At 39.8% G+C, this 18,505-nt stretch carries 10 protein-coding genes, 2 tRNA genes and 1 pseudogene; 8 read left to right on the top strand and 5 right to left on the bottom strand.

Translation table 11 applies throughout. The features are described from left to right. Positions 1-48: 48 nt before the first annotated feature. Together AK822_RS04150 and AK822_RS04145 are read right to left on the bottom strand one after the other, a co-directional pair. Positions 49-1,506 carry a tetratricopeptide repeat protein gene (locus AK822_RS04150; protein ID WP_060490664.1) on the bottom strand — a complete coding sequence of 486 codons (1,458 nt, stop codon included), beginning with the start codon at positions 1,504-1,506 and terminating at the stop codon, positions 49-51. 104 nt (positions 1,507-1,610) lie between these two features. Beyond that, on the bottom strand, positions 1,611-3,248 hold the full coding sequence (locus tag AK822_RS04145; protein WP_060490663.1) for a cardiolipin synthase: 1,638 nt from the start codon (positions 3,246-3,248) through the stop codon (positions 1,611-1,613). 295 nt (positions 3,249-3,543) lie between these two features. Here AK822_RS04145 and AK822_RS04140 point away from each other — a divergent pair. From AK822_RS04140 to AK822_RS04130, 3 genes are all read left to right on the top strand, one after another. Continuing rightward, positions 3,544-3,619: transfer RNA gene (locus tag AK822_RS04140), tRNA-Val, on the top strand. A gap of 65 nt (positions 3,620-3,684) precedes the next feature. Further along, positions 3,685-3,761 (top strand) — tRNA-Asp (locus tag AK822_RS04135). A gap of 727 nt (positions 3,762-4,488) precedes the next feature. After that, entirely contained in the window at positions 4,489-5,208 is a 720-nt protein-coding gene (locus tag AK822_RS04130; protein ID WP_060490662.1) for a 4'-phosphopantetheinyl transferase family protein, read from the top strand. 47 nt (positions 5,209-5,255) lie between these two features. Here the strand turns inward: AK822_RS04130 and AK822_RS04125 are convergent, their stop codons facing one another. The 3 genes and pseudogenes from AK822_RS04125 to AK822_RS14615 form a co-directional block, all read right to left on the bottom strand. Continuing rightward, entirely contained in the window at positions 5,256-6,329 is a 1,074-nt protein-coding gene (locus AK822_RS04125; protein ID WP_228139058.1) for a 3-deoxy-7-phosphoheptulonate synthase, read from the bottom strand. 88 nt (positions 6,330-6,417) lie between these two features. Then, on the bottom strand, positions 6,418-7,590 hold the full coding sequence (locus tag AK822_RS04120) for a type III PLP-dependent enzyme (protein ID WP_060490661.1): 1,173 nt from the start codon (positions 7,588-7,590) through the stop codon (positions 6,418-6,420). 702 nt (positions 7,591-8,292) lie between these two features. After that, positions 8,293-9,035 (bottom strand): annotated as a pseudogene (locus AK822_RS14615) (IS5 family transposase). An 810-nt stretch (positions 9,036-9,845) separates the two neighbouring features. On the opposite strand from AK822_RS14615, the gene AK822_RS04100 reads away from it, so the two are divergent. From AK822_RS04100 to AK822_RS04080, 5 genes are all read left to right on the top strand, one after another. Continuing rightward, positions 9,846-11,051 (top strand): isochorismate synthase, encoded by a 1,206-nt coding sequence (locus AK822_RS04100; protein ID WP_060490658.1) that lies wholly within the window; start codon positions 9,846-9,848, stop codon positions 11,049-11,051. A gap of 129 nt (positions 11,052-11,180) precedes the next feature. Further along, the gene (locus tag AK822_RS04095) at positions 11,181-11,816 is read left to right on the top strand and encodes an isochorismatase family protein (protein WP_060490657.1); all 636 of its coding nucleotides are present in this window, start codon (positions 11,181-11,183) and stop codon (positions 11,814-11,816) included. A gap of 25 nt (positions 11,817-11,841) precedes the next feature. After that, on the top strand, positions 11,842-12,606 hold the full coding sequence (locus AK822_RS04090) for an SDR family NAD(P)-dependent oxidoreductase (RefSeq protein WP_060490656.1): 765 nt from the start codon (positions 11,842-11,844) through the stop codon (positions 12,604-12,606). 43 nt (positions 12,607-12,649) lie between these two features. Next, complete coding sequence (locus AK822_RS04085; protein ID WP_060490655.1) at positions 12,650-15,196, top strand: condensation domain-containing protein; 2,547 nt, start codon at positions 12,650-12,652, stop codon at positions 15,194-15,196. After that, positions 15,193-18,453 (top strand): AMP-binding protein, encoded by a 3,261-nt coding sequence (locus AK822_RS04080; protein ID WP_060490654.1) that lies wholly within the window; start codon positions 15,193-15,195, stop codon positions 18,451-18,453. Before AK822_RS04085 ends, AK822_RS04080 begins: the two co-directional genes overlap by 4 nt. Positions 18,454-18,505: the final 52 nt, after the last annotated feature.

The following is an 18,505-nucleotide window of genomic DNA, read 5'->3' as shown; positions in this document are numbered from 1 at the left end:
AATTTAGCGATTAACAATACGCTTTACAGCGTGTTGCCATAAAATATTTTAGACAATAATTAGGATCAATATTGCCACTACGAGTATGGCGGCGAATAACAACTGATAACGCTTCATGCTATGTTGCTCGTGTTTTTGTGTCGTTATCAGCGCTTGCGCCTGTTGCCATTGCCCTACTACGCTCGCCGCTTCCGCGTGTCCATTCTCCGCTGCTTGATCTAGCCAATATTTGCCAGTGTCTATATCTTGCGCCACGCCGACCCCTTGGTAATACATCTTGCTTAGTAGGCGCTGCGCACGACTGTCATTTTTGCTGGCTGCCTGCTTAACCCACTCAACCCCTGACGCTTTAGCAGCACCCTTATCAACCGCTAATCCTTCACCAAGTAACTCATACATTGCCAAATGTAGCATGGCAGCGCTATTACCCGCATGCGCCGCCTCTTGTAGTGTTAATAGCGCTTGCTTTTTTGTCGTCAAATGACTCTCTGAAAAGCGCATTTGCGTGCGCGGCTGACTTTGCTTGGCAATATGCTGTTCTAACTGCTCCAACACTTTATGGGCTTGCTGATATTCGCTATTTCCAGCCGTTTGAACGACTTCTATGTTATCTAGCTCTACGAGTAGTTGCGTAAAAATCGCAGGCGTTGGCAATTCCTGAGGAGAAGGCATTGACAATGGTAGTGGCTGCTCTAATACCGTATTTTCTGAGGTCGTATGAGGTTGCACTGTTTCTGATTTAGACAGCACAGGCTTAGTGTGGCTCTCTTGCTGAGACAGGTTCTGAGATTTTGGCGCATCATGTGGCGTATGACTCAACCTTTGTTTTTCTAACGGTTTCTGACTATCAATCATTTTAATGCGCTCTACACTAGCACTTGTATTTGGTGTGCTGATATTAATGGCTGGTATGATCGAATTAGCCACGTGATTGTCGTACGCATGTGGCAACCTTGCGCTAACCGCTTGATAAAGACCACTCGCCACTTGACCGCCTTGTACCGCCTCAAACGGCCGATCAATATGACCAAATAGACGCATCCCTATCGGCTCTAGCGCAAAAAACAATGACGTAACGCTATTAGCATCAGCCGACTGACAATAGATAACCGCCAGATGTTGATAAAAATCATCGGTTGTAAGAGCCAGTTCAGGATAGCGCTTATGTAGCTCAAACTGTCCATACCAATGCGGCGTACTTTGCCATTGCTGTGCCAATACTCGCCCTGCATAAAATGCCAAAAATACCATAAAGTTACGATAGCGTTCATCGAGCAATAATGTCTCTTCATGCCATCGACCAGTTTTAACCATCTCACGGCGTATGTGCGACAGCAGCGTATCGACTCGCTGTAAGCTGGCCAATGACTCATCTAAGATACAATCACGAAGCTCACTTTCGTAAGCAATGCCACCAGCGATAGGACGATCCGCTAGAAAGTCTTGCCAATAGCCTGCTGCAATATAGTCAAAGGGCGTTAGAGGTGATGCAGACGATGCATACATAGACAAGCGCATCCTTTATCGGGATAAATTAATAGTAATAAAAATAAGGTCATTATGGCACTAAACTAACATCAGTCGTTTACCTTACCCTAAAATCGAAAATGCTACAATAAAGGACTAAATAAGCGTACCACATTATCAAATAAACGCTCTGCACCATGGCGCTGTTGCCACTGCTCTAAACTCAAAAAACGGCAACTTTGTAAGTAGACTTCTTGGCAATCAGCCACTTGAGCGACCATCTCTGGTGTATAAATGGCCAAGCTCACCTCCATATTTAGATAAAAACTGCGCATATCGATGTTTACAGTACCAAATAAACAATAATCATCATCGATAACCACTGTTTTGGTATGCAACAAACCACCCTTAAACAAGGCAATCGTCACGCCTGCCTCGAGCAGCTCTTGATAATAGGCTTGTGACGCATGCTGTACAAGAAATGAATCCACCTTTTCAGGGACAATCAGCGTCACCTCAACCCCGCGTTTGGCAGCGATCGTTAATGCTCCCGAGAGCGCCTCGTCAGGTACAAAATACGGTGTGGTAATGCGAATGCGTTTATTAGCGCGATGAATAACGGTCACCAATGTATTGTAAATCACATGGGCAGTCACTTGCGGTGCGGAGGGTATCAGCTGCGCCAGCACCCCTTCTACCATCGGCATCTTCGGTATCACAATCGATGTCGAGCCAATATTTGGCTGCTTATAATAGTCAATCTCACCAGCCAATACCTTTACCCGACTGTTTAAATCATTAATGGTTGGGTTCATCACATATAGTTTACGAGTATAGCCATTCACTCGCTGATTGAGCGCGTCTAGATTGTCATTGTTTTCCGCACCAATATCCGTGGCCACCACGATTGCCATAGCGGTCGTAATACTAATAGAGTGTTGACTGGTCGTGCGTATCGCCACATCGATCCATTGTCCAACGTTTTTATTTTGTTTAAAAAATCTTGGATCGACCAAGTTAAAGCTACCGATATAGCCAATGTGCTCATCAATCACCACAATTTTACGATGATTGCGCAAGTCAGAGCGCTTAAATAGCGTTTTAAATAAACCCACTGGTAATGACTGATGGACAAAAACACCTGCTTTTTCTAATGTACGATGCGCGCTACTATTAAAAAAACTAAAGCTGCCTACGCTATCGGCCAAGATATGACACTCAATGCCACGCTGCGCTGCCGCTGACAGCGCCTCTATCACCTCTAGTACTTGTCCTTTAGGATAAACAATATAAAACTCCATCAGGATAATACTCTGAGCGGCATTTATATCTTCGATTAATCTCTGAAAAATAGTATGAGGATCTGTCAATAGCTGCATATTGTGATTAGGAAACACGCCCAGCCCCGTCCAGCGCGTGCCTATTTGACTGACACCGCGGTAGTTGGCTGGCAGCAGCTCTTGTCCCTGATCAAAAACCAAATTCTCACGCCGTGCCATATCATCCATCAATAAGCTTGCTTGGTCTACCCGTTGACGATAGCGCCGCCCTATCATCGGCTCACCCAATAGTATATAAGCGATGAAACCAAAAAGAGGCACGGTATAGAGCACAGCAATCCAAGCGATAGATACACCGATATTGCGCTGTACCGATACAACACGTAGCGTCATTACTATCATGAGAACAATATGCAATACCAGACCCAAGCCTGCAAAGTCTCCCCAAGACCAGGTCGTAAAAGTTTGTTCAATAGTGGAATTTTCTATGCCCGCCTCCAACAATCAACATAAAATAAAGCATGAGTCGTAAAACACCCTCAATAGTATAGTAGTTTTTGACCATCAAACAATGACTAACCATAATAAGTTTTTAGGCAGCAACCTTAGTAAACACGTGCCTCAGACTACATTAATAATAAATTTCAGACAGTATTTTCAATTATTTTTCAAAATAGTTAAAAAACTGTTTGACAGCCATGTGTAAATCTATATAATACACACCCACAGCAGCAGAGCTTAGTGACAAACTTAGAGCTCAGTTGATGTTGAATAAATTGCATAGCAATTGTTCGAAGGGTGATTAGCTCAGTTGGTAGAGCGTCTGCCTTACACGCAGAATGTCGGCGGTTCGAATCCGTCATCACCCACCACTATTTAGTATAGCGTTACTCTCAAGTAGTAGGCTAAGTGGTTAAATAAACTAAGTACGACCTAAGCAGCGGTAGTTCAGTTGGTTAGAATACCGGCCTGTCACGCCGGGGGTCGCGGGTTCGAGTCCCGTCCGCTGCGCCATATTTAAAACGAATTTAAACTCTCGAGTTTAAGCAAGTTTCGCCTCAAGTATTAGTTTACTTGAGGTTTTTTTGTGTCTGAATTTCCGCTTAAAGCCTTTATCCATAAGGGTTGGTTATTCTTTCTTTATCAACCCTTAAGAAGTAGTCCACTCTTTAATAATGTATTTTCTATAAGTCTGCATACATGCACTCTGCTTCTTGAAAATCGGTGACCAAGTGCTCGGTGACCAAACGGTGACCATTTTGTGACCAAGATTATTAAAAGTTGCTGATGGTAACTGACCCCCAAATTTTATGCTTATCGATAAGTTCAGGAGCTTAAAGGATCAGCCTCAAACTAAGTTTGAGGTAAAGACGGAAACCTTTCTACCCATTCACCGATAACCACTTTGTCAGTTTCAATACAAAATGGTATTGCCCACAACCTCAATTTTTCTGCTAAATGAAAACATTCCAAAGGTGTTTCGAACTGATGATGCTTAGAGTAAATAAGCATCCTGTCCCCACTACCATCCAAATACTTATAACCATAAGCAAAGAATTAATAAATATCAAAGTTATTTTTGCTATCATCTAAATGGATTAGTATCCATTTAGATGATGAGGATGATTGCCGTAACTAGTTAATCAGGTCTCAATTGAAAGCGAGCTTTTACACCTTTTTGATCACAAATTTAATTGAGCTATGCTGAAAAAACTGTAGAACCAAACTTGGTAAACTAACTATGAGTACAGATTTTTTAAAGCTATCCGATTTTATTCAACAATCTTTTATTTATTCAGTGAAACATGACATCGCGACACTTTCTTGCGTCATACAGGTATGTGTCTATAATTCTTCGCATTTTAACCCCTCCTTATATAACGAGTTGCCTTTTTCCGAGCCAAATAATATCAAACAGTCGATAAACAAGAGACGGGCAGAGTTTTTAGCAGGTCGAATTGTAGCAGCAATGGCTTTATTCAAAGAAGGGTCACCTATACTCTCAGTGACTAATGGTGCGCGTAGAGAACCGATATGTTATTCAAACTATAACGTTTCAATAACACACACTAATGAAATGTCTGCGGCAATAGCTAAAAAATCGTCTTTTATTTATGGAGTTGGTGTGGACTGTGAGAAGATAATGAGCTTAAAGACAGCGAAAAACCTATCAACTGCGATATTATGTGGCAACGACCGCTCTTTTTATCATAAAGATCACATATCATATGAATTTTTCTGTACGCTGGTCTTTTCTGCAAAAGAAGCTTTGTTTAAGACAATATATAGTCATATAAAATGCTATGTAGGTTTTGAAGCGGCGATGCTAACAAAAGTTGATTATAAAAAACAAACATTCGAGATAATAGTATCTGAAGATATTCAACTCGCTGTTTCTAACAATTTTAGTGGGGGATATAAAGTATATGGCAACCATATTATTACGTTTATAATCAAATAAGAGAAGCGCGTACATAAAATGTATATGAGCTATCTTTAACTATAACCTTACTTTCTTTTAGATAGTTGTTTATTAATATCGAGTACGATTTTTTCAGTCGCTTGCCAATCTAAACACTCATCGGTAATCGACACACCGTATTGCATACTCTTAATCTCAGAGCTTACAGATTGTTTCCCTGCATTAATATTGCTTTCAAGCATCATACCAACAATTGAGTGGTTACCTGCCACTATTTGCTTCACCACAGAATCCGCAACTAAGCGTTGTTTTCTATAATCTTTATTCGAATTATTATGGCTACAGTCTATAATAATAGCAGGTAAAACACCTGACTCTCGCATTTTATTAGCATAGTTTTTAACCTGTTTACTACTATAATTAGGCACCTTACCCCCTCGTAGAATCAAATGAGCACAAGTATTTCCTTGCGTTTTGATTTTGCAAATATCACCTTGTTGGTTGATACCTATATAATGATGTCCCTTAGAGGCTGCTTTTATTGAATTAACAGCAACTACAACATTCCCGTTGGTACTATTCTTAAAACCTATAGGAGCTTGCAGCGAAGACGCTACTTCACGATGGATTTGTGATTCGGTGGTGCGCGCACCAATCGCACCCCAACTAAAAACATCATCAAAGTAGTGGCAGACATAAGGATCAAGGACTTCGGTAGCGAGGGGTAAGCCTATTTTAGTTAATAGAATAGAGAGTTCCCGTGCTTTTAACAACCCTTTTTCGATATTGCAGGTGCCATCACAGTCTGGATCGTTTACAAAACCCTTCCACCCTACAGTGGTACGTGGCTTTTCAAAATAGGTGCGCATCACAATATAGATATCTGAATTAACTGTTTGCGCTAATGCTTTTAGCCGATAGGCGTAATCTACGGCTGCCGCCGGGTCATGTATCGAGCAAGGTCCGCAAATTAATAACAAACGCGAATCAGTGCCTTGAATGATATTTGTTACAACTTCTCTATGTTTAGCAATTCTGCCTATATCGTCCTTGGCTAAAGGATAGCGTAACTTTAAATCGTTAGGAGTTAGCAGGCTAGAAAACTTACGACCTATGTCATCGTTATGTATCTTATTCTGAAAATCACTCATAAACTGCATTGTATATTTTTCCTTTAATTTAAATAAAGGCTATTAGGTCACCTAGCTAAAACCAACTGTATTCAATAGCTAGCCATCTAAAAGAATTTTATTCTAAGTAATGAACTTTGAGCGGCGGAAAACCATTGAACTCAACCGAGGAATAAGAATAGGTGTAAGCGCCTGTAGTTAGCCAATACAGCTTGTCCCCTATTTTATTCTCTACGGGTAATTGATACATGGTTTCTTCATACATGATATCGGCGGAATCACACGTCGGCCCTGCTAAAATCACGCTTTCACATTGCTTTGAGCTTGCCATAGCGGTGGTATAGATGGGATATTTAATCGCCTCGCCCAAGGTTTCGAATAACCCCTGAAACAATCCAACGTCAGTAAACACCCAACGCGCTTTATCGCTGAGCGATTTATGCGATATGAGGACAATTTCGCTGACCAATACCCCAGAGTTACCGACGAGCGAGCGCCCTGGTTCCAAAACCAATTCTAGGTCTTCACAGTTGGGAAAGTACTCATCTATATAACGATTAATACTGTTAGCGTAATCTTGCAGGGGGTTAATATATTTTTTGTACCGAGCAGGAAACCCACCCCCAAGATTAATCATATTTAGCGTAATGTTTTTCTCTTGTAATTGCTTAAATATCGCTTGAACCTTAACCAGCGCCTCATTCCATGACGAAATATTTTGCTGCTGGCTGCCGACATGAAACGAAACCCCATAAGGCACTAAGCCGAGCTTCTTTGCTTTGATTAAAAGATGCACGGCCATGGTAGGGTGGCAGCCAAATTTACGCGACAGGGGCCACTCTGCGGTGTCCCCTCCATCGACTAAGATACGTACAAATACTTTAGCGTTTGGCGCAAACTTGGCGATGTTCTCTATATCGGCATCGGAATCGGTCACATACAATCTCACCCCTTTGCTATGCGCATATGCTATGTCTTCTATCTTTTTTATCGTATTGCCATACGATATCTTATCGGGGTGTACGCCGCTTTCTAAAACTTTATCCAATTCATAAGTAGACGCACAATCGAAATACGATCCCATCTTCTTAAGCAGATTAATCACTTCATGGGCAGGGTTTGCTTTCATGGCATAATAGATATTAAATCTAGGAAATAGCCCGACCATATCCATATAGTTAGATTGGATACAGTCCAAATCTACCACCAAAAAAGGCGACGATTTGGTCTCAGAGAGTCGTAGTATTTTATTCCATTTTTCATGTTGTAAATACGTATTAATATCAAACATCATTGTTCCCTTTAAATAAAATATCATTTTATTTGGTTTATCATTTTATGTGTGGCGTATGGTTTATTTGGATCTTATATAAAGTTATATTTATTATATCCATGGCTTAAGCAATACATATCGGGTGTTATCCCTCATTTAATAATACGTGTTTTAAAACAATCCATATAAGACTATTCATAACAGTCCACCCCTTCATTCCACTCATTTTTTAGTTTAGAACACTGTTTTTTGGTTCGCATCACTACGACCATAGCATAAGGTTTTAATCGTAAATATCTGTGGTCATTAGCGATACATATTTGGAATATGTATGTTGTCGCCTCATCCGATTACTTGCTAAAAGGCTTTATATCTACAAATATAAGTTTATAAATATAAAGCATTTTCTTCTTCCTTTTGTTAGCGTTCTTTGGCTCTTTAACCCAGTATGCTCTCGTACGTTTTTCACTTACCCCTAATGATTATTTAGGCATATTTTTATGGTTTGTATGCTGCCTGCTCTTAAAAATAACCTGCAGTTTACCCCGTTTATAACGGTGTAATTCTTAGCGATGAGTCGTTACATAGTAGATTTTTATACCTCATAAGAACGTTTCTACCATCCATCGCCTAAAAATAAATCACTAACTATAAAATGATAATAATTATCATTATCATTATCATAACCTATTATCTGAGTAAAGTAACTAGGGCGTGTCCTCAATTTATTTTGCAATGAATGATAGTGCAGGCCAAGTAAAGCATTGACTTAAAGTTACGAGCTAACTTTTCATAGCGAGTGGCTATACTGCGGAAATGCTTAAGTCTAGCGAACATATTTTCAACAAGATGACGCAGTTTATACAAATAGCTATCAAACTCTGGATTAGGGTGTTTGGTATTCTTTCTTTTATGAATGACGGGTATCATATCGCAGCTTCGAGCTTTGTCTCTAATAGACTCTGAATCATAGCCTTTGTCAGCAATCAGCTTGTCCAATCATTTTAATCAATTCACCTGCAACTTGACTGTCATGGACTTCACCCCCAGTGATTTTAAAATCGAGCGGATATCCATCGGCATCACAGGATAAATGTATCTTTGTAGTTGCTCCGCCACGGCTTTGTCCAATTGCTCGACATTCACCAAGCCGAGCTCCACTTGCATGCTGATGACACCGTATATAACTTCCGTCGATGAATACTTATTCCGTATCAACTTCCTTTCGTAAGCCAAAAAAAATTCTGCCACAAACCAGTCTTTGACCATCGATTAAAACGATTATAAGCAGTTTTCCACGGGCATAACTCTTTAGGTATGTCACGCCAAGGAGCGCCTGTACGGAGTTTCCAGAGAATAGCTTCCATAACCTCGCGATTCTTTTCTTTTTGATAGCAACCATGCTGTGCCATAGTTACCTGTAACTGTTCCCAAAGGTTATCGGTTAATGCTTGTCTGGCCATCTTAGTTATTTGCCTCATATCTTCTAAAATGCATGCTTTATTTTAGAAGATATATGCGCTTTTTCCAATTAGGGACACGCCCTAGCAACATTAATTTTTCCTGCTATTCATCGCTTTTTTTAATGATAAAACCATTTAAACCTCATAATAACGCTAACCTATTGGCGGTTCTGCTTAAAACCGAAAATATCTAAGATTTTAAAAAATCACCCAAAAAAAATATTCTTACTATGCAAAATATTATTAAATATCAATATCTTATATGTTATTGACAACTAAATTTATATTCATAACTATTAAAAAATTTATTTTATACACATTTTTACATAAAGTTACAATAATAATTATTGTATATGAGTGTCTGCCTAGACAGCTGATTATTCTAGGTCTATGTTGCTATTTGTTAATGATAATTGTAAAGTTAATGATAATTATTATCATTAACATTGAAATAAAAATCTTTTGTATATATAATCCCCAAATGCTTAAAAAACCTGCAGTCGTTACTATCGTCTGCGTCTACAATAAATTAAATGAGAGTATTTTTAATGAACAATAGTTCATTGTTGTACATGGTAAAAAATATAACCAATAAATAAACGAGACGTTCAACTTAAGTATTAAAAAATACGAAAAAAGTGACGACGTATGATTGGGAATGTTTAAAAAAACATCGGAATTTTTTTAGTAGACTTATCTAGATATGTTTGCTCACTGGTTAAGAAACTCTTTACTTAACTCTGATGCAATTTTATCTGTTTTAGAAAAATAAAGAAAAGATAATAACTACAATTTAAAAAAGGCATAACAATGTTTAATACTCTTCAAGAAGAAAGAAGCCGTTTTGTTAAAGAAACATCCCAAAACAGCACATATGCCCCCAGCAACTATAGAAATAATAAAATATCTACCCAAAATGACGCTTATTTTATTGCCGATAAATACCAAATTCACGCCAGTCAACTTGTGTCCTGTATAGCAACGCCAGCAAAAGATACTGCCATCCTAAAAAACCACATTGATCATGAGTTTTCTAGGTTAATAGCAGCAGGCAACCCAAACCCTATCCTAATGGGTGCTATTCCTTTTGATACGCAGCAAAACTCCAGTTTAAGCTTTTACACTGAATCCACAAAAAGCTGTCTCGATGACTTATTTGATAGTAAGCCACAAGAATTTAACGTTCACCAAGTTAAAAGCTCGGTGTCCGAACAAGATTTCAAAGAACTGGTAGAACACGCTTTGGACACCATTGAAAAAACCGCGTTAAGTAAAGTTGTCCTATCGCGTATGTTGCAGTTAGAAATAGACAGTGCGCCAAACGTTGCGAGTTTGGTTAAAATCTTGGTTGAAAAAAACCCGCAAGCTTATACCTTTGCGGTGCCGGTATCGGATACTGAAACAATCGTCGGGGTAAGTCCGGAATTATTATTATCTAAAGAAGGGCACCGCGTAAAAAGTAACCCCTTGGCGGGGTCGTTGGCACTGACCAAAAACCTCAAACAAGACCTAAAAAATAAAACAATCCTAAAAAGTTCGCCGAAAGATCAACGCGAGCACAGTTTGGTTGTCGATAAAGTAGTGAGCCATTTAGCGCCCTATTGTTCTAGCTTGACGGTGACAGAAACACCAGAAATTTTAGAAACCTCCACCATGCTCCACCTCTCCACAGTGCTCAATGGCACCTTGCGACACAACGCCCCCGATGCGCTTACTTTAGCATTAAACCTCCACCCCACCCCCGCGATATGTGGCACCCCGACAGAGCAGGCAAAACAGTTCATTCAAAGCAAAGAGACGTATGAGCGTGGATTTTATAGCGGTTTGATTGGCTGGATGGACACGCAAGGCAACGGTGAATGGTTAGTGACCATTCGCTGTGGGCTTTTAGAGAGTAATCATATGTCTTTATATGCAGGTGCTGGTGTTGTTGCAGGCTCGTGTCCAGACTCAGAATGGATAGAAACTCAAAAAAAGCTAGAAACGATGTTAAATGTGTTTACATTACATGAATAACTTAATCAACATCGCGTATACGCCCCTGACATAATCCAGTTAATCCGCCATTAAAGTGACTAAAAACAACAAATAGATTGATTATCGAATGCCCTCACCATTCATTTTACCTACGGCATAAGGCTTTTTATGAGCATTAGCAAAATAAATAATTACGAGCTTATCCAGCAACATGAGTATCCAACAGCAAAAGTGAATTGGACCATAGATGCCAATAAAACAGTCTTATTGATTCATGACATGCAAGACTATTTCTTAAGCTTCTATGGTGCTAATAGCGTGCTTATTGCCTCTGTTATTGAGCATATAAAACAGTTAAAACAATGGGCGAAAGACCATAATGTTCAAGTGTATTATTCAGCGCAGCCCCAAAAACAATCTACAGAAGATAGAGGCTTATTAACAGATATGTGGGGGAAAGGGTTGACAGAACCCGATAAATTAGGTCAAGAAAATATCACTGCCTCAATAGCGCCAGAAGACAATGATATTATTCTTGAAAAATGGCGTTACAGCGCCTTTTATAGAACTCAGCTAGGCGAGGATATGCAAAACCAGAAAAAAGACCAAATCATTATTTGCGGTGTATATGCGCATATCGGCGTATTACAAACTGCTTCTGTGGCATTTATGGACAATATAAAGCCTTTTGTTGTCGAAGATGCCGTCGCTGACTTTTCTAGAGAAGACCATATTTTCGCTTTAAATTATGTGCAACGCAATCTAGGAAAAGTAGTAACCACAGCTGAAATTATTCGTTCGTAGAAATAGATATCAATAAGTGACTGTTATGACACAACAAATTATATGGATCGTTGGGGTAAATCAAGGTATCGGACTGGCGTTAACTGAATCTATGCTTGCTAAAGGTTACGACGTAATAGGTTTGGATAGAGATTTAGATAACATATCAAAAATCATTAAGCATCCTAAACTGTCCTTATATCTTTGTGATGTTACCAGTGAAGAGCAAATTGGCGCATTATGTGAACAGCTGTTACCCACGCACCCACCGCTATATGTTGCTTATGTGGCTGGCGTTATGTACACCGATAAGCATGAGGATATCACTAGCCAACAATGGAGGGAGATGTTTGCCATAAATGTCGATGCTGTTTTTTATTTTATGTACTATTTAATACCGCATTTTAGACAACAACAACAAGGCAGTATTGTTATTGTTTCCTCAAACGCTGGAAGAACACCGCGAGTAGGCATGGCCGCGTACGGTGCGACAAAAGCTGCGCTTACCCATTTTGCGAAAGCCATTGGTCTTGAATTGGCGAAATACAATGTTCGGGTGAATATAGTCTCGCCTGGCTCTACGATGACGCCTATGTTAACAAGTCTTTGGGATAACTGTTTAGATAGTGAGGCAAATATACGCTATACCATTAATGGTGATCACGCTAATTATAAAGTGGGTATTCCGCTCAAAAAACTCGCTAATCCTAAAGATATTGTTAACGCTATCATTTTCTTACTTGAGCCTACCGCTGCCCATATAACCATGCATGACATCGTTATAGATGGTGGGGCCACGCTGGGTATATGAATAAACAATACCGAACAAATACAACAATAAATATGGTAGCTTTATGAACTTACAATGTGATTTGCTAGAGCAGGTTAGACAAGTCCTGCAAAATGAAAATATAGAGACGCACGATAATCTTATCGAATTTGGTTTACATTCATTAATTGTGATGGAACTTGTCGATGCCTTTAGCGAACAATACAATAAGGAGTTTTCTTATATCGACTTTGTGACCGAACCTAATGTTGATTCATGGTTGCAAATTATCCAACATGAAATTGAGGGTGCAAAAAACCCTACAAATATGACAAGCGAGGAAGCAGTCAGCGATAATGGGTCAGCATCTTCTCAAAGCATTATCGAAAATAAGTATGCCACTTCTGATAACGAGGAGTATGAACTCTCTAACATGCAGTATGCGTATTGGGTAGGCAGACAAAGTGAAGGTATGTCGGCGCATATTTATCTGGAATTTGATAGTCCAACTCTTCGTATTGGTCATCTGAAAACATCGGTTCTAGAGCTAATTCAACAACACCCCATGTTAACGATTCAAGTCTCTAATCAAGGCAAGCAATCATTTGCAAATTTTTATCATCCTGATAACGTCATCCATGTTGATGACTTAACCAAACAGTCTGCCGCAGAGATACAAGCCTTTTTAAAAGAAAAAAGACGCACCTTTGCTCATCAAAAGCTTAACATCAGCCAAGGGCAGGTTTTTGCTATTAGCGTGAGCGTCCTACCTCATCATAAAACCTACTTACATATCGATGTCGATATGATCAGCGTTGACCCCGTGACGTTGCTTACCGCTTTAGAACATCTCAGCACTGTTTATAATAGCTATAACATTCATAACAATAATAGCCCTCACCATAATGAATTATCGCCACCATGGCATCAAGCGGACGCTAAACCCACCGCTTATTTTGACTATCTCAACGAAAAAAAACACAACGCTATTCATAGTACAAAGGTAGAAGCAGATAAACGGTGGTGGCAAGGTAGATTAGATACTATTGCGCCCATACCCCAATTACCGCGTATTGCTGAGGGACTCAGAGGCGAGGTTATCGAAACTAACAGTCTCTGCCATACGTTATCAGCGCAAGAAACCGAGTCTCTACACGCTTTTGCCGTCTCACAATCTTTAGGTATGTCAGAGATATTGTTAACCTTATTTGGTTTAAGTATCGGCAGATGGTCGACAAATAACTATTTTCGTTTAAATTACCCTTTATTTAACAAACCTGATGCTTTAAAAAATGTGATTGGTGAATTTTCAGAGTTTACTTTATTAAATATAGCACTAAGTGGTCAGCAGTCTCTTATAGAGACTTATGAACAGATTCATAATGAATTAAGCGCTATAAAAGAACATACGGCTTATTCGGGTATTCATGTCCTTCGAGACTTATCAGACTTCACCCATCAGCATGAAATTTCCCCTATTGTCTTTTCTTCCTTATTAGACTCTAAAGAAATTTTTTCAAAAAACTTCCAAAAAACCTTTGGTGAGCCCGTATATTGTGTTTCCCAAGGGCCAAAAGTTGATTTGGACGCACAAATTGCCTACCTAAATAGTAGGCTTGTGATTAATTGGGACATACGCCACGATGCCTTTAAAGGCAATAGTGCAACTGACATGTTCAACTACTATATCCATGCTATCAAAGCATTTGTAGCGGGTACGATAAAGACAGATGACGCCTTGACAGATGTTTTCCACACGCTAGATACTCATTTAGCCACTTCTAACAGCATCAAATCAATAATTAGTCCGCCCCTGCCTCATATCCCCATCTATAATAAATTAGGATTGACTTGTCCGGCTTGGGTAATAGGCACGCTGGCGACTCAAGAACCCCTGACAACTCAAAGGCGTGAGACACCATCGAACACCGATCACAACATGCGACAAGTGCATAGAAAATCTGATTTGGCCTATTACGATGATACATTTGAGATTCAACAATATACAAGTTATCACTCCTATATAGAGCGTCAAGGTTGCTTCATACCGACACAAATAATCGCAGATAAGATACGCAGATTAGATGGTATTGCCAACGTCTGTGTCTGTTACCATGCCGAAAAACTATTTGCCTTTTTAATTGCCGATTCGACGCCTACCCTACTCATCAATAACTATATTACTGAACAATTAGTAGAAATGCTCCCGTCTTATCTTATGCCACATTTTTATCAGACCGTTGATGAATTCCCAGTGTCTGATAGTTATAAAGTAGATGTTGACCGGTTACTGTCAAGTTACCTCTCTTCTAATCAACTGCAAGAAAAAGCGCAATTTAATAGCGCCGTTGAGCATGTCATTGTCTACATAGCTTCTAAAATAATTGGCTTAGCCATGTCCGAGATTGCGGCAACGGACGATTTTTTTGATATTGGTGGTGATTCTCTCACGGCCACCCATTTTGTGAATGCCATTAATCAGTATTTCCAAAACGCTAATTTAACTATTGTAGATATTTTTATCCAGAGAACAGCCAGCAACCTTGGCAGTTTGGTTGAAGAAAAAAAACCCGAAACGGCAATGCCGATTGCTACTGCATTTTTATCAGTAATAGAAGGTGAACTCGTATGATTTTAACACGGTCCGATTCTTTAAATCCTCTACAAAAAGCGTATCTATTAGCAAGAGAAAATATTTTACCCCTTAGTGGCTTAGCAATGCATGATTTTAGGGAGTATAGAGGCAATATAGATGCTGAGACTTTACAAAAGAACCTCGAAAGACTGGTGGATAAATACGATGTATTACGCACCACGATTGATGCTGAAAAACTACAAAGTAACGTTTGGCAATCGGGAGACAGTCAGTTTGAGGTTATCGACTTATCCGATAGCAGTCCTATAGAGGCTCAACACACTTACGAACAATTAAGAGCGCGTTATTCCCATTATCAGCACCTTTTGAAACAGCCACTATGGAAATTCTGGTTGTTCAACCTGCCCGCCAACGCTAAAGAAGATAATGAATCCGATAAAGAAACTATTATTTTTACAAGCTTTGATGGTTTAACATTTGATGGTTATGCCATAAATCAAATTATACTAGACGCCTTTAGTGAGAATAAGGACACTATTAAGGAACATCCAAGCAAACATACCCCCCAACAAAATAACAATAAGGCGTCTATCCTTTATGACAATAAAGACGTTGATAAACAATATTGGCAACAAAAGCTAGCACCTATAACCACCGTCATGCAACTGCCTTGGGAAAAAGAATTAGATAGCATCTATCGTTCTGACTCTGGCTGTGCTCAATATAGTAGAAAAACCATCTCAATTGATGGGCAAGATTACAAACATTTAATAGCAATAGCGGCTAAAGACAAACTATTACCAAATAGCCTGTTAACCACCCTTATTCTTATGGCGTTATCTCATTATACGGCAACCAATGAGATAATAGTGTCACTGCCAATATCGAATTCAGCGATGATTAATACCTTAGGCACACATTCCTCTTTTATTGTTCTTGAAAGCAGATATAACCCCCAAGAGCAGATATCTGTATATGCTAAATCAGTACAACAAGACATATTAGCCGCCATGCAACATGCGTCATTCTCTGGTATTGAGTTAGGTAAGCTGCTGGTTAAGCAAACAGGTAAAATTATAAGCTTACCTGTTGCTATTACTAATGGATTATCTTGGCGCGAACCCACCTTAGAAACACATGGCGTTCGTTACCATTCTGGCCTCACCCAGACGCCACAATTAGCCCTTGATATTCGTCTTTCATTATCCGCAGACAACCGTCTTGTTATGGACCTTGATTACGCCACTGACGCATTATCTACGAGTTTTATCGAGCAATTTGCGGCTACCCTTGAAACTATCTTTTTAAATGCCGCTGCGGTAGACCGTTTATCAAAAGCTCTTGTTGATAGTTTTATGACGGCTAATAGCTTGACTTCAGACAACTCACCGCCTGCTAGCAAAACAGACCATGAGACAGACACCGTGGCTATAGAGGACTACCTAGGTAAGATATCTTCGAATTTATGGACAACCATACCCCATAAAGCGGCCATTATATTTGGCGATACAGCCATCTATTATGAAACGTTAGGCAATGAGGTGGCAAAGGTTATCCAAGCGCTAGAGAAAAACAACATAAAGCGTGGCCAGGTTTTGGCTATTTGCCTCGATAGAAGTCCTGAATTTATTTATAGCCTCTTGGCTTGTGCGCTCCAAGGGGTGATTTGGGTACCTATTGATATCCAAGCCCCTACTAAAAGAATCCAATACTTTTTAGACAATAGCAATGTAGATGCCATCATCGGCTCTAGTAAAGCGCTAGAAGGAGATTGGGATATTGCAGATAATATTAAATGGCTTGATATTGACAATATCTTGTCTGCTACTGCTACTGCTACTGCTGTTAATCTCACACTCAATCATCAGTATACTATAGATACCACGCCAGCTTACTATCTATATACCTCAGGCAGTACAGGCACTCCCAAATGTGTGGTACTAAACCACCTTGCCACAGCAAATGTAGTCGAACAATCGGTAAAAACATGGCGTTTAAATCAGTCAGATGTCGTCATGGCGGTGACACCTTTTCATCATGATATGTCCAATTTTGATATCTTTGGCGGATTATCTGTCGGTGCGACACTGGTATTGCCCACACCCACCCAAGCTAAAAGTGCCATTGATTGGGCCAATCTGGTCGATATTCATCATATTACGTTTTGGTCTAGCGTGCCCGCGATTGTCGATATGTTGCTAACCTGTGCTACGGCTTCGCAGCTACAGTCCATCCGCCATATTACATTAGGCGGTGATTATATTAAGCCTTACGTTATCCAAGAGCTCAGAGAGCTAATCCCTCATGCACAGTTTTACTCTATAGGCGGCCCTACCGAAACAACCATTTGGAACATTTGGCATAACATCCAAAAAGAGGATATAGAGGTCATTCCTTATGGGAAAGCCATGGCAAATAATGAACATTATATTGTCGATGATGACTTACAGGTTTGCCCCTATAACGTTGTTGGCACGATATGTATGACGGGCGGTAACTTATCTAACGGCTATTTAAAAAATAAAAAATTAGATCAGTCTGATTTCGTTAATATTACCGATAGTGAGGGGCAGACTAAACTCGGATTTTTGACAAGTGATTTAGGGTACTTACGTGAAGATGGCAATATCATCTTTTCGGGCAGACACGCAGGCTATCTGAAAGTGAGAGGGGTACGTATTGCGTCTTTAGATGTAGAACAATCCATAGCGAAATTGGAAAACATTACCTCGGCCATCGTCTTATGCACGCATAATGCCAAGCTAGATACAGATGAGCTGGTGGCTGTTTATCAGACAAAAGACCATCAGGCTATTTCTGCTAAAAAATTTAGAGAATGTTTAAACAATGAGCTCCCGAGCTCCCATATTCCCTCCAAATGGTTACATGTAGAAAGTATACCGCTCACCGCCAACGGTAAAGCTGATAGAACATTGATAAAAAATTTGGCTCAATCCAGCCTTTATGATAATGAAGCGGCCACCAAGTCTTTGACCCCTAGTGTGGTCACTAAAGCCGCGACAACAAACCAGTCCAATCATACCAAACCAGATACAACGCTAACAGCGGTTACAAGATATATTAGCGAATGTTTTGCATCCGTTGTACCAAAATCACAGGACTACCTAACTGTTGACCTGCAAACGTTAGGCATTAGACCCAAACAACTGGCTGCCATTAAAGAGAAAATCAACGCTCACTTCCAAATTTATATAGACGTTTACGCGTTGATTGCCTGCTCGACGATACAGTCGCTGATTCATTTAGTACAACAACGAATAGCACCACAATAAATCATCTAAACAACACATTATCTCAGTCGCTCATCCGAATGGTTTCACGATA

The sequence above is a fragment of the Psychrobacter sp. P11F6 genome (assembly GCF_001435295.1).
Classification (GTDB): domain Bacteria; phylum Pseudomonadota; class Gammaproteobacteria; order Pseudomonadales; family Moraxellaceae; genus Psychrobacter.
The sequence above is the reverse complement of the archived record's forward strand: the minus strand, read 5'-3'. Positions and strand labels throughout refer to the sequence as shown.